13 protein-coding genes are annotated in these 15,155 nt (G+C 60.8%); 10 read left to right on the forward strand and 3 right to left on the reverse strand.

The genetic code is table 11. The features are described from left to right. Positions 1 to 9: 9 nt before the first annotated feature. Positions 10 to 255 carry a hypothetical protein gene (locus ATY29_RS37355; protein ID WP_244597324.1) on the reverse strand — a complete coding sequence of 82 codons (246 nt, stop codon included), beginning with the start codon at positions 253 to 255 and terminating at the stop codon, positions 10 to 12. Here ATY29_RS37355 and treZ point away from each other — a divergent pair. From treZ to ATY29_RS36625, 3 genes are all read left to right on the forward strand, one after another. Further along, entirely contained in the window at positions 160 to 1,884 is a 1,725-nt protein-coding gene (gene treZ / locus ATY29_RS00805; protein ID WP_244597323.1) for a malto-oligosyltrehalose trehalohydrolase, read from the forward strand. The two genes, ATY29_RS37355 and treZ, sit on opposite strands and share 96 nt — an antisense overlap. Positions 1,885 to 1,907: 23 nt before the next feature. Next, the gene (gene malQ / locus ATY29_RS00810) at positions 1,908 to 3,773 is read left to right on the forward strand and encodes a 4-alpha-glucanotransferase (protein ID WP_193550341.1); all 1,866 of its coding nucleotides are present in this window, start codon (positions 1,908 to 1,910) and stop codon (positions 3,771 to 3,773) included. A 170-nt stretch (positions 3,774 to 3,943) separates the two neighbouring features. After that, positions 3,944 to 4,105 carry a hypothetical protein gene (locus ATY29_RS36625; RefSeq protein ID WP_003572720.1) on the forward strand — a complete coding sequence of 54 codons (162 nt, stop codon included), beginning with the start codon at positions 3,944 to 3,946 and terminating at the stop codon, positions 4,103 to 4,105. 84 nt (positions 4,106 to 4,189) lie between these two features. Here ATY29_RS36625 and ATY29_RS00820 read toward each other — a convergent pair whose 3' ends face one another. Beyond that, positions 4,190 to 5,377, reverse strand: a complete 1,188-nt coding sequence (locus ATY29_RS00820) for an aq_1923 C-terminal domain (protein ID WP_003572718.1) — start codon at positions 5,375 to 5,377, stop codon at positions 4,190 to 4,192. A gap of 516 nt (positions 5,378 to 5,893) precedes the next feature. On the opposite strand from ATY29_RS00820, the gene ATY29_RS00825 reads away from it, so the two are divergent. From ATY29_RS00825 to ATY29_RS00845, 5 genes are all read left to right on the forward strand, one after another. After that, positions 5,894 to 6,769: a DMT family transporter gene (locus ATY29_RS00825; RefSeq protein ID WP_097534607.1), complete on the forward strand. Its 876-nt coding sequence runs from the start codon at positions 5,894 to 5,896 to the stop codon at positions 6,767 to 6,769. 131 nt (positions 6,770 to 6,900) lie between these two features. Further along, entirely contained in the window at positions 6,901 to 7,815 is a 915-nt protein-coding gene (locus tag ATY29_RS00830) for an ABC transporter permease (protein ID WP_003572715.1), read from the forward strand. Between the two features lie 3 nt (positions 7,816 to 7,818). Continuing rightward, positions 7,819 to 8,745, forward strand: coding sequence for an ABC transporter permease (locus tag ATY29_RS00835; protein ID WP_172643056.1), 927 nt, complete (start codon positions 7,819 to 7,821; stop codon positions 8,743 to 8,745). After that, positions 8,738 to 10,372 carry an ABC transporter ATP-binding protein gene (locus tag ATY29_RS00840; RefSeq protein WP_097534608.1) on the forward strand — a complete coding sequence of 545 codons (1,635 nt, stop codon included), beginning with the start codon at positions 8,738 to 8,740 and terminating at the stop codon, positions 10,370 to 10,372. The genes ATY29_RS00835 and ATY29_RS00840 overlap by 8 nt, the downstream gene beginning before the upstream one ends. Then, positions 10,369 to 11,316 (forward strand): 2-hydroxyacid dehydrogenase, encoded by a 948-nt coding sequence (locus ATY29_RS00845; protein ID WP_097534609.1) that lies wholly within the window; start codon positions 10,369 to 10,371, stop codon positions 11,314 to 11,316. Before ATY29_RS00840 ends, ATY29_RS00845 begins: the two co-directional genes overlap by 4 nt. Before the next feature lie 29 nt (positions 11,317 to 11,345). Here the strand turns inward: ATY29_RS00845 and ATY29_RS00850 are convergent, their stop codons facing one another. Then, positions 11,346 to 12,065 (reverse strand): GntR family transcriptional regulator, encoded by a 720-nt coding sequence (locus ATY29_RS00850; protein ID WP_003572711.1) that lies wholly within the window; start codon positions 12,063 to 12,065, stop codon positions 11,346 to 11,348. Between the two features lie 142 nt (positions 12,066 to 12,207). Between ATY29_RS00850 and araD the strand changes: the two genes are divergently transcribed. Together araD and ATY29_RS00860 are read left to right on the forward strand one after the other, a co-directional pair. Beyond that, complete coding sequence (araD, locus tag ATY29_RS00855) at positions 12,208 to 13,944, forward strand: L-arabinonate dehydratase (protein ID WP_097534610.1); 1,737 nt, start codon at positions 12,208 to 12,210, stop codon at positions 13,942 to 13,944. 10 nt (positions 13,945 to 13,954) lie between these two features. Further along, the gene (locus ATY29_RS00860; RefSeq protein WP_097534611.1) at positions 13,955 to 15,145 is read left to right on the forward strand and encodes an L-talarate/galactarate dehydratase; all 1,191 of its coding nucleotides are present in this window, start codon (positions 13,955 to 13,957) and stop codon (positions 15,143 to 15,145) included. The last annotated feature ends 10 nt before the right edge of the window (positions 15,146 to 15,155 follow it).

Genomic DNA, 15,155 nt, shown 5'->3' on the forward strand with positions numbered 1-15,155 from the left:
GTGAATATGTTATCCGGTGACGGCGGTCGCTTGCGCATGCTCCACGTGCGAACGAAACTTTTTGCGCCCGCAAAAGTTACCCAAATCCATCCTCACTTCATCGAAGGTTTTCCGTTGACCAATATGACGTTCGGCCCGGCATTCACTGAAGACGGTATTTTGTTTCGGCTCTGGGCTCCTCTGCATGAAAGCGTGTCGTTGAAAATCGAAGGTGCCGATCCGCAGCCGATGCAGCTGGGGGACGGTGGCTGGCATCGGTGCATGGTTCCTATTGCCCGTCCCGGCACGCGCTATCGCTTCCTCCTGCCGGACAGCCTTGAAATTCCCGATCCCGCCTCGCGGTTCCAGCCGCGGGATGTGCATGGTCCGAGCGAAGTGGTCGATCTTTCCTCCTATGGCTGGAAGACGAGCGACTGGACCGGCCGGCCCTGGGAGGAGATGGTCGTCTACGAGATGCATATCGGCTGCTTCACATCGGAGGGCAGTTTCACGGCGGCGATCGAGCGGCTCGATCATCTGCAGACGCTGGGTATTACGGCGTTGCAGATCATGCCGGTCAGTGAATTCCCTGGCCGTTACAGCTGGGGTTATGACGGCGTTCTGCCCTATGCTCCTGACAGCAGCTATGGCAGGCCGGAGGATTTCATGGCGCTGGTGGATGCAGCGCATCAGCGCGGCATCTCGGTGTTCCTCGATGTGGTCTACAACCACTTCGGGCCCGACGGAAATTATATCCCCTCCTATGCGCCGCTCTTTACCGATCACCACAAGACGCCCTGGGGCCACGGCATCAACTATGACGGCGACGGATCGCAGATGATCCGCGAATTCATCATTGAGAATGCCATCTACTGGATCACCGAATTCAGGCTAGACGGCTTCCGCTTCGATGCCGTTCACGCGATCAAGGACGATAGCGACGAGCATCTGCTTCACGAGCTTGCGCGCCGCGTCAGGGCTGCGGCCGGCGACCGGTTTGTTCATCTGATTGTCGAAAACGAGGAAAATGACAGCGATCTGCTGAAGCGTGACGAAGAAGGCGAAGCGAAGCTATTCACCGCCCAATGGAACGACGACCTCCACCATGTGCTGCATATCACCGCCACCAGTGAAACCTTCGGCTATTATGCCGATTATGCCGGCGACGCCGGCAAGCTCGGCCGGGCGCTGGCGGAAGGTTTCGTATTCCAGGGTGAACATATGCCTTATCGGGGGGCAAGCCGTGGCAGGCCGAGCGGCCACCTGCCGCCGACCGCTTTCATCTCCTTCATCCAGAACCATGATCAGATCGGCAACCGGGCGCTGGGTGACCGGGTTCTGGCGTCGAGCCCGGCCGATGCCGGCAAGGCCGTCACATCAATCTACCTGCTCGCGCCTCAGATACCGATGCTGTTCATGGGCGAGGAGTGGGGCGCCAGAGAGCCTTTTCCCTTTTTCTGCGATTTCGACGAAGATCTGAACGAGAAGGTCAGGAAAGGCCGTCGCGAGGAGCTTTCTCGTCTGCCGGGTTTCGACGCCGACGACCTCCTCGACCCGACAGCGCCATCGACCTTTGCTGCGGCCAAACTGGATTGGTCGAAACGCACTTCCTCTGATTTGCTTGACTATTACAGGACACTTCTCGACCTCCGGCACCGGCGGATCGTGCCTTTGCTGAAGGGGGCCGCCGCCGGAGGCGCGGTCTACCGCGCGGCGGGAAATACGATCGCGGTGGATTGGACCCTTGCGGAGGGCCGACGTCTTCATTTGCGCGCCAACCTTGGCAACGAAGCGGCGGCGGCGCTCCCCTCGCAGCAGGGCGCCGAGACCATATTCCGCCTCGGTGGGAACGATGGCGGGGCTCTGGCGCCCTGGACGGTGATCTGGAGCATCAGCGAGGCGTGACGGACGGAGGAAAGGGTCGAATGATGAAATCGGCTGAACTCGACAAGCTCGCCCGCCTCCACGGCATCAGCCCGACAAGGCCTAGCCCCGAGAACCGGGAGGTGGCGGTTTCCGTCGCGACCAAGCGCAAAATACTCTCGGCGCTCAATATCGAGTTGACGGCGACGGCGGATCCGCTGACTGGCTCGCAGGGGCGGCAAGGCAAGCCGGGCGGCCGGAAGATCCCGGTATCATTTCTGCCGGACTTCCTTTCCGGCACAAAAGTCTGGGGCGTGAGCCTGCAGCTTTACGAGCTCCGGTCGGCACGCAACTGGGGCATAGGAGACTTCAAGGATCTGGCTGATATGGCCGATCTGGCGGGATCGCTGGGGGCGGATTTCATCGGCCTCAACCCGCTGCACGCACCGTTCCTCGCCGATCCCAACCGTTGCAGCCCCTATGAACCCTCAAGCCGCCAGCATCTCAACCCGCTCTATATCGCGGTCGACGAGGTGCCGGGTTTTGCCGGCTGTCCCGAACTCGAAGGGGAATTGGAGCGCCTTCGCCAATCGGATCTCGTCGACTACATCGGCGTCGCGCGAACCAAGCTCGCCGCCCTGCGCGATCTCTGGCCGGCGTGGCGACAAGGCCACGCTGGTGACGAGGACTATAACCCGGCCGATTTCGACGCCTTTGTCGCGCAAGGAGGCGACAGCCTGCGGCTACATGCGCTCTTCGAATGCCTCTCCTCTTCCATGGTCGAGCACGGGGCGGGCGCCGGTTGGCAACGGTGGCCAGCCGAGTTCCGGCGCTTCGACAGTGCCGCTGTCGGCGAATTCGAACGCGAGCACGCAGATGACGTTCGCTTCCATATGTGGCTGCAATGGCTTGCCCATTGCCAGCTGATGCAGGCGGCGGATCGGGCGCGCAAGGCCTGCCTCAGGATAGGGCTTTATCTCGATCTTGCCGTCGGAGAGGCGGTCGACGGTTCGGCAACGTGGAGCGGGCCTGACATCTACGTCTCCAAGGCCACGATCGGCAGCCCTCCCGATCCATTCGCCATAGAGGGGCAGGACTGGCACCTTGCCGGATACCTGCCTTCCAAAATTGCCGGAGGCGGGATGTCGCCTTACCGGCGCATGGTGAGTACCGCCATGCGCTATGCGGGCGCCATTCGCATCGACCACGCCCCGGCGGTTCGCCGCCTCTTCCTGGTGCCATTAGGGGACAGGCCGGACAGCGGCGCCTATGTCCGTTATCCCGAGGACCGGCTGCTGCAGATCCTTGCGGAGGCTTCGGCCGAACATCGATGCCTGGTCATCGGAGAATCCCTGGGAATGATTCCCAAAGGACTGCAGGAGGATTTGGCGGCTGCCGGAATTCTCTCCTATCGGATCCTTTCCTACGAACAGGACGAGAATGGCTTCCAGCCGGCCGATGCCTATCCCGTCCTCGCGCTCGCCTGCATTTCGACGCATGACCACCAGACGCTTGCCGGCTGGTGGCGTGGCGCCGACATTCAGGATCGCTGTGAACACGGTATCGTACCGCCCGATCTCACCGAAGAACATTTCAAACACCGCAAGCGCGAGCGGAGGCACCTGAAAGCGGCATTCAAGGCCGCCGGCCTCGACGTGCCGCCCCAGCTTATGGCGGCGCGGGCAAGCCAAGAGACGCTGCAAGATCTGACCGTCAGCGCCTACCGTTTCATTGCTCGGACCCCATCGCTCCTGACCGCCGTGCGGCTTGCCGATCTCACCGACGAGAAAAGACCGACCAATATTCCAGGCACCAGCCATAGCTATCCGAACTGGAAGCCGAAGCTCTCGGTTCTGCTGGAGGATCTGCTGTCGGTCCCGCTGCTCAAGCGCGTGACGGCGGCAATGCGGGAGGAGAGGCCTCGTGGATGATCGATATCGAAGCAGCCACCAGCTTCCGTCGTACGAACGGAAATCGAGCGGGGAAGGAACGAATACGCAGCCGGCGAATTTTCTACAAATAAGGACAGCGAATGTTGAGATGAGGCCATCCGCTGTCACCGCTTTAAATGCGGCGCGACCAATATGATGGAAACAAGATCATGACGACTGCATTCATCCTTATCGCATTGGCTCTGATCGTCATCTATGCCGGCCCCACGTTGCTGTTCTTCTGCGTCGGTTATGCCGATTATGTCCTGGAGCGGAGAAGGCATATGATCGCGCTCAAGCACGCCGTGAGGCGCCGCAGCGACGAGCTTTAGGGCAATCGCAGGAATCGCCGATCCGTGGCTTTCCCGGAGGGAGCCAGAGGCAGGTCGGAACCCGCCCCCGGCTGAGCGGCCAGCTTAATCGTTCGCGGTGACCTTGACGCCAAGCACCGAAGGAATGGTGTTTGGCGCACCCATGGCCGCGCCGATGATCATCGGAAACGGAACGGGTTTTTCCGGTGCGGCGCTGATCGTCAGGTTTTTCGGCCCGTCGAGATAGGCGTTGACGGCAGCCGACACCTGGTTCTGCAATTCCGGCAGGTTGAGCTGCGCCATCATCATCGGCACAAGACCTTTCAGCGATTGCGTCAGTTGGTCGCCCGTGACCCCCTGCTGCGCGCCGGCATAGTCGAGCGCCTTCTTGGTGATCGAGGCATCGTCGAAACGGATCGAGGCGCTGTTGAACGTCAGTTGCTGCATCAGCCCCAACATCGCAAGGCCGGCGGCCTGGTTGGCCTCTTCCTTGTTCGGATTGGCCTCGGCCGTCTTCACCGCCTCCTGCAACGACTTGACGAAGGCGAGTGTATAGCCGGAGAAGTCGACGGCGATATTCAGCCGGCCGATGTTTTTGAAGTCGAAAGCGTATTCGTCGACGGCAATCTTGCCGCTTTCGACTTCCCAGCTGCCCTTCATCGTCACCGCGCCGTCGAGCGTGGCCAGCCCGAGTTTCTCGATTGCCTCCTTCGCGCTTGCATCCTCGACCTGCGACAGGTCGGCTTTCAGGCCGGCGACATTGGCGTCATAGGTAAATCCGCCATCCTGGCGCTCGAGGTTCGACTCGATGCCTTCGATGGCAAACACGTCCTTGCCCTTGATGTTGACGGCGATCGGCCCGGTGCTGACGGTCTCATAGAGGAGGATGTCGTTCAGCGTGTCGCCGGTAGCATTGGCCGGAATCGTCAGGCCAGCAATCTCGATGTCCTTTGCGGAAAACCGTCCTTCTTCCTGGCTCATGTCGATATCCGGGAAAGAGACTGATTTAGCGTGGTAGCCGCCGCCTTCGGTTTCCTCGACCCCCTCGAAGGTGAGCTCGCCGATCTTCAGAGTTTCGCCGGGCAGGTTCGCGTATCCCACCTGGACGCCTGTCGCCGTGACCGTATCGCCATCGACATCAGCCTTTTCGAAGGTGATGACCGTGCCGCCGGCACTGGTGGCGGCATTGAGCTTCTTCATCATATCAGCGCCGTCAAGCGCGAAGGAGGGGCCGGCCAGGGCCAGGAAGGCGGTGCTTGCCATCATCAGGCGGTGATTGCGCGTAAGCTTCATGGAGATATCCTTATGGAAGGTAGCTATGAGATTGCGAAATTCCCGGACATATCCTTGCCGCTCTCAGGCGTGAGAGGCGGCTGGAAAGTCACGGTTGCTGGGCGGCTAATTTGGGGGTGAGGAGATCAGGCTCTTTCGGAACCGTCGGATTAAAGAGACGTGGCCAACCTTCCAACGGGGATGGATGACAGCATTTTCTCTATCATGGGTAGTTTTACGGCTCATCATCCCACATAAAGTGTATTCCTTCGATTCTTTCAAGCCCACGAATCCGTATACCAGCGAAATCAATCGCCGGAATTTTTGTGCGGTTTTCAACGCCCTACGTGCATCACGTCAATTCGCCTGGCTTCGAGCTTCAACTAATATATTTGTATTTTAGTATGGACGGTGACTAATGGATCGCGATAAGACCACGTTATAGACAGATAGCGGATGCAGAACGCTGGTCGGCGCGCAGCCGTATCGAGTGGCCGATATGGCGTGGCCTGCATTGGTTCATTCAGGAGAAGCGTGATGCAGCCCGGTCGCACTGGCCTCGCCGTCTGCATGATGGTGGCCGCAGCCTTTTTGAACAGTCTCGACGCGATCATCGTGCGCTTGCTGGCCGGCGACGTGCATCCATTGATGATCGGCTTTTTCCGGTCGTTTTTCGGACTTCTTGCCGTCTCGCCGTGGATCGTGTCCAGGGTCAGCCTGAAAGCCTCACCCTATCGTGTTCTGCATGTCGTACGGGCGGGTCTGAAGCTTGCCTCACTGGTTGCCTTGTTCATCGCATTTGCGCATGCGCCACTCGCCGATGCCACGGCGATCAATTTCACCATGCCGATGTTTCTCGTTCTCGGTGCGTGGCTTGTGCTCAAGGAACGTGTCGGCGTCGCCAGCGTCGCCGGCATCGTCGCAGGCTTTATCGGCGTCATGATCGTCATTCGCCCCGGAGCGTCCGGTTTCGATCAATGGCTGCTTTTTGCGCTGGCAGGAGCGGTTTTGACGGCGGCGAGCCAGCTGATGCTGCGGCGGATGGCGTTGAGGGATAGTGCGGACCGGCTGGTTGCATGGAATCTGATAGCGACGGTGCCGCTTGGCCTGATCGTCATGCTGCCGATTTGGTCCATGCCGAGCTGGAGCCAGCTCGGGCTGCTTGCCATGCAGGGGGCACTCGGTGCACTGAACATGACGCTGATTACGCGCGCCTTCGGTATGGCGGCGGCAAGCGTTCTGGCACCGCTCGACTTTCTCCGGCTGCCGGTCGTTGCACTGATGGCCTTCGTATTTTTCGCCGAAGTTCCGGCTGCGCAGATGTGGATTGGAGCGGCGGTCATCATCGGCGCGACCATTATCGCGACGGGCGGCATGGCGTGGCGGCGAAAGCCCCCGGTTGGCAAGAGCTGACGATTTTCAGAAAGGGGGTTCACAAAAATTCTAGATGCACTAATATTTCAGTTTGCCGTCGGAGGTGTGTGACGAGCAGGATGCGATGACCAGGCTAACGGTCCCTATGGGTTTCACTCGGGAGGAGTGGCATGAAGAGTTTCATCGGCAAACGTGCGATCGCCAGCGGCGTATCGCTGGTGGTGCTTATCGTCATCGTCTTCTTCCTGTCCCGGCTGACCGGCGATCCGACCAACCTCTACCTGCCGATTGATGCGACCACGGAAATGCGCCAGCAGTTCCGTGAAATGAACGGGTTCAACGACCCGTTGATTATCCAGTTCGGCCGTTATGTCTTAGATCTCGCACAGGGCAACTTCGGCCAGTCGCTGCGCCAAGCCCGTCCCGCCATGGATGTCGTGCTCGAGGCCTTCGTCTGGACCTTCTGGCTCGCTGTCATCACCATGGCGCTGGTCACGGTCGCTGCGATCGTCATTGGTTCGCTCGCGGCGTTTCGCGTCGGCGGCGTCTTCGACCGTCTTGCCACTTTCTTCTCGCTGATCGGCGCTGCGGCCCCGGATTTCTGGCTTGCCATCGTGGCAATCGTCATTTTCGCCGTCAAACTGCATGTCCTGCCGACATCGGGAACGGGAACTTTCTGGCACTGGGTGCTACCGGTCAGCGTGCTGTTCATCCGTCCCTTCGGCCTGATCCTGCAGGTGGTGCGCGGTTCGATGATTAGCGTTCTGTCGTCCGCCTATGTGAAGACGGCTCGCGCCAAGGGCGTCCGTTCGAACTCGATCATCTTCGTTCACGGGCTGCGCAACGCCATGCTGCCGGTGATCACCGTCATCGGCGACCAGGCGGCCGCCATCCTGAACGGTGCCGTTGTCGTCGAGACGGTGTTTGGTTTTCCTGGAATCGGCAAGCTGATGATCGATTCCATCCTGCTTCGCGATTTCGCCGTGGTGCTGGCCGTCATCATGGTCTCGGCGCTGGCGATCTTCATCATGAACCTGCTGATCGACATCGCTTATGCGCTGCTTGATCCGCGTATCCGGTATTGAGCGATGACGATGACCGACACGCAGATCCTCGTCGACAAAAAACCGAGCGGCCCGATCGGGCGTTGGCTGACCATGCTGTGGGCCGACAAGCTGGCGTTCTTTGCCGCTCTTTTCCTCCTGATCGTTCTTCTCTGTGCGCTGTTTGGCCCGCTTCTGCTGGAGAGCATCGCCACCAAGCAGAACCTGCGGGGCCGAAACGCGCCGCCCTTCGATATCACCCGGGGGTTGCTTTACGTCCTTGGAGCCGATGCGCTGGGCCGGCCGCTGCTTGCCCGCGTCATCGTGGCGGCACAGAATACCATCCTGGTTGCCGCGGCGGCGGTGCTTGCATCCTCTGTCGTCGGCACGGGCCTGGGACTGGTGGCTGGTTACAGCCGCTCTTCCGCCGCTCAATGGATCATGCGCCTCGGCGACGTCATCATGTCTTTTCCGTCGCTGCTTCTGGCGGTGATCGTGCTCTATATGCTCGAACCCTCGGTCACCAATATCGTCATCGTCCTGGCGATCACCCGCATTCCCATCTATCTGCGCACCACCCGCGCCGAAGTGCTTGAGGTGCGCGAGCGAATGTTCGTGCAGGCTGCGAAGGTCATGGGAGCATCCTATTGGCGCATTGTCTTCCATCACATCCTGCCGGTGATCTTTCCGACGCTGGTGACCATCGCGACGCTTGATTTCGCCTTCGTCATGCTGGCGGAATCCTCGCTGTCCTTCCTTGGGATCGGCATTCAGGCGCCTGAAATCACCTGGGGCCTCATGGTTGCCCAAGGCCGACCCTATCTCACCAATGCCTGGTGGCTGTCCTTCTGGCCGGGCCTTGCGATCATCCTGACGACGCTGTCGCTGAACCTTCTGTCGAACTGGCTGCGCATTGCGCTCGATCCGACGCAACGCTGGCGCCTTGAAATGAGGGGCAGAAAAAATGGCTGAACATCTTCTGGAAGTGCGTGACCTCTCGGTCGAGTTCCACACGATCGGTGGCACCGTCAAGGCGGTGCAGGATGTCAGCTGGCATCTCGATCGCGGCGAGACGCTGGCAATCCTCGGGGAAAGCGGTTCGGGAAAGTCCGTATCCGCCTCGGCGATCATGAACCTGATCGACATGCCACCCGGCAAGATCACCAGCGGCACCATTCTGCTCAAAGGGCGCGACATGCTAAAGATGACGTCCGAGGAGCGGCGTTCGATCAACGGCGCCAAGATCGCCATGATCTTTCAGGACCCGCTGGCCCATCTCAACCCGGTCTACACGGTCGGCTGGCAAATCACCGAAATGATGACCACACATGGTCGGTCTGCCGAGCAAGCCCGTGCCAGGGCGCTGGAACTCCTGCAGCGGGTCGGCATAACCGATCCGCAGGCGGCGACGCGAAAATATCCGTTCCAGTTCTCCGGCGGGCAGCGGCAACGCCTGATGATCGCCATGGCGATCGCGTGCAAGCCCGACATCCTGATTGCCGATGAACCCACCACCGCGCTCGATGTTACGGTGCAGGCGCAGGTGCTCGAACTTCTGCAGGAATTGCAGCAGGAAACCGGAATGGGCCTGCTGCTGATCACCCACGATCTCGGCGTCGTTGCGGAAATCGCCGACCGGGTCGTGGTGATGAATTCCGGCTGCATTGTCGAAACGGGCAATGCGGCCGAAGTCTATCGCAATCCGCAGCACCCCTATACGAAGAAGCTGATTGCCGCCGCACCCGGCAAGGGCGCGATGGCGCACGAGCGTGACCGGCAGGGCGAACCGCTGCTGCGCGCCACCGGCTTGAAGAAGAGTTTTGGCGCATTCCAGGCGCTAAAGGGCGTCGACCTCGTCATCATGCCAGGCGAAACCGTTGCCGTTGTCGGCGAGAGCGGTTCCGGCAAGTCGACGCTTGCCCGGGCGATCGTTCGCCTCGATGATCCGCAGGAGGGCCAGGTCCTCTACCGCGGCAACGATCTGCTGGCGATGAGTCCAAGGGAAATATTCGGGCTGCGTCGCGATCTGCAGATGGTCTTTCAGGACCCGACCCAGTCACTGAACCCGCGAATGAGCGTATTCCGGTTGATTTCCGAGGCCTGGCTCATTCACCCCGATATCCTGCCGAAAGCAAGGTGGAAGGAGAGGGTGGCCGAGTTGCTGGTCAAGGTTGGCCTGAAGCCGGATATGGCAGACCGGTATCCGCATCAATTTTCCGGCGGCCAGCGCCAGCGCATCGCGATTGCCCGCGCGCTTGCGATGGAGCCGAAACTGATCATCTGCGACGAGGCGGTTTCGGCGCTCGACGTGTCGATCCAGGCGCAGGTGATTGCCTTGCTCGAGGGCCTGCGCCGCGAATTCGGTCTGTCCTACCTTTTCATCGCACACGACCTGCCGGTGGTCCGCGATTTCGCCGACCGTGTCATCGTCATGAAGGCCGGCGAGATCGTCGAGGAGGGGTCGGTCGCCCAGATCTTCGACGCGCCCGCCCATCCCTACACCCGGGCGCTTCTTGCCGCCAGCCTCGATCCCGATCCGAAGATCCAGGCCAGGCGCCGCGCCGCACGTCATGAACAGGAAGGACTCGTTTCCGCATGAAACCCGATGTCATCGTCGCCTATCCGCTCCGGCCCCGTCAGATGGCAATGCTGGAGGAGACCTATATGCTGCACCGGCTGGATCTTGTAGAAGGCGAGGAACGGGATGCGCTGCTTCAGAAAGCCGGCCCGATCTGCACGGCCCTGGTCTGCAATGGCCATGTGACGATCGACGAAGCCCTGCTTACGAAATTACCGGCACTGAAGCTGGCCGCGTGTTCCTCGGCCGGCTACGATCAGATGGATGTCGGGGCGATGACGCGGCGCGGCATCAAGCTCACCAACACCTCCGAGGTGCTTTGCGACGATGTTGCCGATATGGCGCTGCTTCTGATGCTGGCGGCGCGCCGTCGCCTGCCGGAAGGCGATCGTTATGTGCGTTCCGGTGACTGGGGGCGGAAAGGCATGATGCCGCTGACGACGTCGACCGCGGGCAAAAGGGCCGGCATCGTCGGTCTCGGGCGCATAGGCATGGCGATTGCCAGGCGATGCGAGGCTGTCGGGCTGACGGTCGGCTATTATGGGCGGACGAAAAAGGCCGATAACGAGTTTGCCTATTTCGCCGACCCGGTAAAACTGGCCGACTGGGCCGATATCCTGATCGTGGCGACGCCGGGCGGGCCCTCGACCGAAGGGTTGATTTCGGCCGAAGTGCTGAATGCGCTCGGACCGGCTGGCAGCTTCATCAACATTGCCCGCGGCACCGTGGTCGATGAGCCGGCCTTGATCGCGGCCCTGCAGCAAGGGCGGATCGCTTCGGCCGGCATCGATGTCTACCTGAACGAGCCCAATCCCGATCCGCGCCTGGCAGCCCTCGATAACGTCGTGCTCTATCCCCATCACGCCAGCGGTACCGAGGAAACGCGCGACAGGATGGCACAATTGACGGTCGACAACCTTGCCGCCTTCTTCGCAGGCAGGCCGCTGCTGACGCCGGTCAATTGAGTCTGGCGCAAACCCGCGGCGCGGCCAGATTATACGAAGTAATCGGGGAACTCCTTCCTGAGTTCTTCGACTTTTGCGACGGTCTGGCTGAGGTGCTCACGGATCGCATCGACGGCACCCTGTTCGTCGCGGGCGGCAATTGCGTCGATGATGGCGTGGTGACCATCGAGGATGCTCATGATCTTGCCCTTCTCGGGCAGATGCAGACGACGAATGCGCTCGAGATGACCGGACCGCTCACGAACCAGCTGATGCAGGCTGCTGCGCTTGGCGCCGGCGAACAATGTCTGGTGAAAGAGCTCGTCGAGCTCCTGAAAAATGGCAATCTGATCGACGTCGTCAGCGACGGCCGACTGCATTTTGATGATCGAGCGGGCTCGGGTGATGACGCTCGGATCGAGATCCGGATCGGTCGCGAGACGGCGGCAGACTTCCGATTCCAGTGCGACGCGAAGGAAATGCGCCTCGTAAATTTGCAGGACATCGATCCTGGTCACCACAGTGCGGGATTGCGGATAAATGCGAACCAGGCCTTCCTGTTTGAGGAGTTGCAGCGCGTCACGAATGGGAGTCTGGCTGACTTCATAGGTCTCGGTAAGCTCAGTGCGTGACAACGTGGTGTCCGGCGGCAGCTGAATGGTGATGATGCGTTTTCTGAGATCATCATAGACCCGCTGGACCGTGCTGCCGGCGGCGGCTGGAAAACCGGGTGCGATCAGGCCGAAAGTGGAGGCGAACTGGGAATTCATGTGGGGCATTCCTTTCACACCACTCATAGCTTTGCGTGGCCTAATGCACAAGAATACAAAGTTGCCGTTGATATATATGGAAAACTAAAATATCAGTTAGAACGGCGTCGCGGAGGAGCGCGCAAAATATGGGAGAAAAGCCGTGACCGCTGGAAAAACTTACGAGCAATTGCGGTCGGCCCGATGGATGCTGCCGGATGATCAGCGCTCGTTCGGTCATCGGTCGCGGACCATGCAGATGGGTTATGCGCCGGAGGATTGGCAGGGAAAGCCGATCATTGCCGTCATCAACACCTGGTCCGATGCCCAGCCGTGCCACATGCATTTCCGCGAGCGCGCCGAATGGGTGAAGCGGGGCATTCTTCAGGCGGGCGGGTTTCCCATGGAGTTGCCGGCGCTTTCCCTTTCCGAAAATTTCGTCAAGCCGACCACCATGCTCTATCGCAACATGCTGGCGATGGAGACCGAGGAACTGTTGCGCAGCCATCCTGTCGACGGCGCCGTTCTGATGGGTGGTTGCGACAAGACGACGCCGGGTCTTGTCATGGGCGCCGTCAGCATGGGCATTCCCTTTGTTTATTTGCCTGCCGGGCCCATGCTTCGCGGCAACTATGCCGGCAAGACGCTCGGCTCCGGGACCGACGGTTTCAAATATTGGGACGAGAGGCGTGCCGGCACGATCACCAAGGAGGAGTGGCAGGGCATCGAAGGCGGGATTGCCCGCAGCTACGGCCATTGCATGACCATGGGCACGGCGTCGACGATGACGGCGATCGCCGAGGCCATGGGATTGACGCTGCCGGGCGCCTCCTCGATTCCGGCAGCCGACGCCAACCACCAGCGCATGTCGGCGGCCTGTGGCCGCCGGATCATCGATATGGTGTGGGAGGACCTGAGGCCGGACCAGATCATCACACCCGCGGCGGTGCAAAATGCCGTCACGGTCGCCATGGCGACCGGCTGTTCCACCAATGCGATCATTCATCTGATCGCCATGGCGCGGCGCGCCGGCGTCCCCCTGGAACTCGATGACCTCGATCGCATCGGCCGCACGACACCGGTTCTGGCCAACATCCGACCTTCCGGTTCGACCTACCTGATGGAGGATTTCTTCTATGCCGGTGGCTTGCGGGCGCTGATGAAGCAGCTTGGCGAAAAGCTTGATCCAACCGCGATAACCGTCACGGGAAAACCGCTGGTGGACGGCCTCGACCAGGTGAAAATCTACAATGACGACGTTATCCGGCCATTGTCGAACCCGGTTTATCACGAAGGCTCGCTGGCCGTGCTGAAGGGGAACCTGTGTCCCGATGGCGCGGTCATCAAACCAGCCGCCTGCGACCCGAAATTCCATCGCCATTGCGGCCCGGCGCTGGTCGCCGACAGCTATGCGGAGATGAAAAAGATCATCGACGATCCCGACTATCCGCTAACACCGGATACCGTGCTGGTGCTCCGCAATGCCGGCCCCCAGGGTGGGCCCGGCATGCCGGAATGGGGCATGATCCCGATGCCGAAGGCGCTGCTGAAGCTCGGCCTGCGCGACATGGTGCGCATCTCGGATGCCCGCATGTCCGGAACCAGCTTTGGCGCCTGCGTTCTGCATGTTGCACCGGAATCCTACATCGGCGGCCCACTGGCATTGCTGAGAACGGGGGACATGGTCGAGCTTGATATTCCCTCACGCAGCCTCAATATGCTGGTTTCCGAAGAGGAGATCGCGGCGCGGCGTGCCGCCTGGGTGGCGCCGACGCGGCATTATGAGCGCGGTTATGGTTTCATGTTCTCCAGCCATATCGAGCAGGCCGATAAGGGCTGCGATTTCGACTTCCTGACGACGGAATTCGGTGGCAAGACGCCTGAGCCGGCTATCAACTGAGGGTACCACGATGCTTGATCCCAATCGACGCACGATCCCTGCACAGCCGCCCAAGGCTGGCTTTGCGGCAGGTCCGGCCAAGCTGGACGCCATCCGGTCTGTCACACTGTCGCTCGCCTATCTGCCATTGGCGCGGCCGATCAGCGACGCCAAGGTTTTGACAGGCCGGCAGAAACCGCTGACGGAAGTGGCGTTTTTGTTTTGCGAGATCGTCTCCGAAGCTGGCCATAGTGGCCTCGGCTTCAGTTACTCGAAGCGGGCAGGCGGGCCTGCTCTCTATGCTCATGCCTGCGAGATTGCCGACAACCTGGTCGGCGAAGACCCCAACGATACCGCGCGGCTATGGGACAAGCTCTGCTGGGCCGGGGCCTCGGTCGGCCGCTCCGGCATTGCGACGCAGGCAATTGCCGCCATCGACATCTGCCTCTGGGATATGAAGGCGAAACGGGCCGGCCTGCCGCTGGCAAAACTGCTTGGCGCCCATCGCGACAGCGTCGCCTGCTACAACACTTCTGGCGGCTTCCTGTCGTCGAGTGTCGAGGAAATCCGTGATGCCATCGATCACTCTATTGCCGCCGGCATCGGCGGCATCAAGATCAAGGTCGGGCAGCCGGATCCGATGGTCGATCTTCGCCGGCTGGATGCGGTGACCAGCCATATCGATGGCCGTGTACCGCTGATGGTCGATGCGAACCAGCAATGGGACCGCACGACGGCGTTGCGCTTCGGCCGGCTGGTCGAGCCGCTCAATCTCGAATGGATCGAAGAGCCACTCGATGCCTATGACGCCGAGGGTCACGCCGCACTGGCGCGCGAACTCGCCACGCCGATCGCCACCGGCGAGATGCTGGCAAGCGCCGACGAGCACATGGCCCTGATCCGAGCCGATGCGGTCGACTTCATTCAGCCGGATGCGCCGCGGGTCGGCGGCATTACGCCATTTCTGCGCATCTGCACGCAAGCGGAGGCCAAACGTATGCGCCTGGCGCCGCATTTCGCCATGGAGATCCATCTGCACCTGGCGGCCGCCTATGCGCATGAGCCGTGGGTGGAGCATTTCGATTGGCTGGCGCCGCTGTTCAACGAGCAACTTGACATCAAAGACGGCCGGATGATCGTGCCCGCGCGTCCGGGACTTGGCTGCAGCCTGACGGGCAAAGCCCGTGACTGGACCGTGGAAACGCGCAGCTTCGGCGCCTGAATTGGAACGA

Origin of the sequence: Rhizobium hidalgonense, from assembly GCF_002914525.1 — a bacterium.
GTDB lineage: Bacteria > Pseudomonadota > Alphaproteobacteria > Rhizobiales > Rhizobiaceae > Rhizobium > Rhizobium hidalgonense.

What these genes read in the sequence shown, in the direction of transcription:
- ATY29_RS37355 (WP_244597324.1), bottom strand. Translation starts at nt 255, where the DNA reads ATGCCAGCCACCGTCCCCCAGCTGCATCGGCTGCGGATCGGCACCTTC.
- ATY29_RS00830 (WP_003572715.1), top strand. Translation starts at nt 6,901, where the DNA reads ATGAAGAGTTTCATCGGCAAACGTGCGATCGCCAGCGGCGTATCGCTG.
- ATY29_RS00825 (WP_097534607.1), top strand. Translation starts at nt 5,894, where the DNA reads ATGCAGCCCGGTCGCACTGGCCTCGCCGTCTGCATGATGGTGGCCGCA.
- ATY29_RS36625 (WP_003572720.1), top strand. Translation starts at nt 3,944, where the DNA reads ATGACGACTGCATTCATCCTTATCGCATTGGCTCTGATCGTCATCTAT.
- ATY29_RS00820 (WP_003572718.1), bottom strand. Translation starts at nt 5,377, where the DNA reads ATGAAGCTTACGCGCAATCACCGCCTGATGATGGCAAGCACCGCCTTC.
- ATY29_RS00860 (WP_097534611.1), top strand. Translation starts at nt 13,955, where the DNA reads ATGCTTGATCCCAATCGACGCACGATCCCTGCACAGCCGCCCAAGGCT.
- ATY29_RS00835 (WP_172643056.1), top strand. Translation starts at nt 7,819, where the DNA reads ATGACGATGACCGACACGCAGATCCTCGTCGACAAAAAACCGAGCGGC.
- ATY29_RS00850 (WP_003572711.1), bottom strand. Translation starts at nt 12,065, where the DNA reads ATGAATTCCCAGTTCGCCTCCACTTTCGGCCTGATCGCACCCGGTTTT.
- malQ (WP_193550341.1), top strand. Translation starts at nt 1,908, where the DNA reads ATGAAATCGGCTGAACTCGACAAGCTCGCCCGCCTCCACGGCATCAGC.
- ATY29_RS00840 (WP_097534608.1), top strand. Translation starts at nt 8,738, where the DNA reads ATGGCTGAACATCTTCTGGAAGTGCGTGACCTCTCGGTCGAGTTCCAC.
- ATY29_RS00845 (WP_097534609.1), top strand. Translation starts at nt 10,369, where the DNA reads ATGAAACCCGATGTCATCGTCGCCTATCCGCTCCGGCCCCGTCAGATG.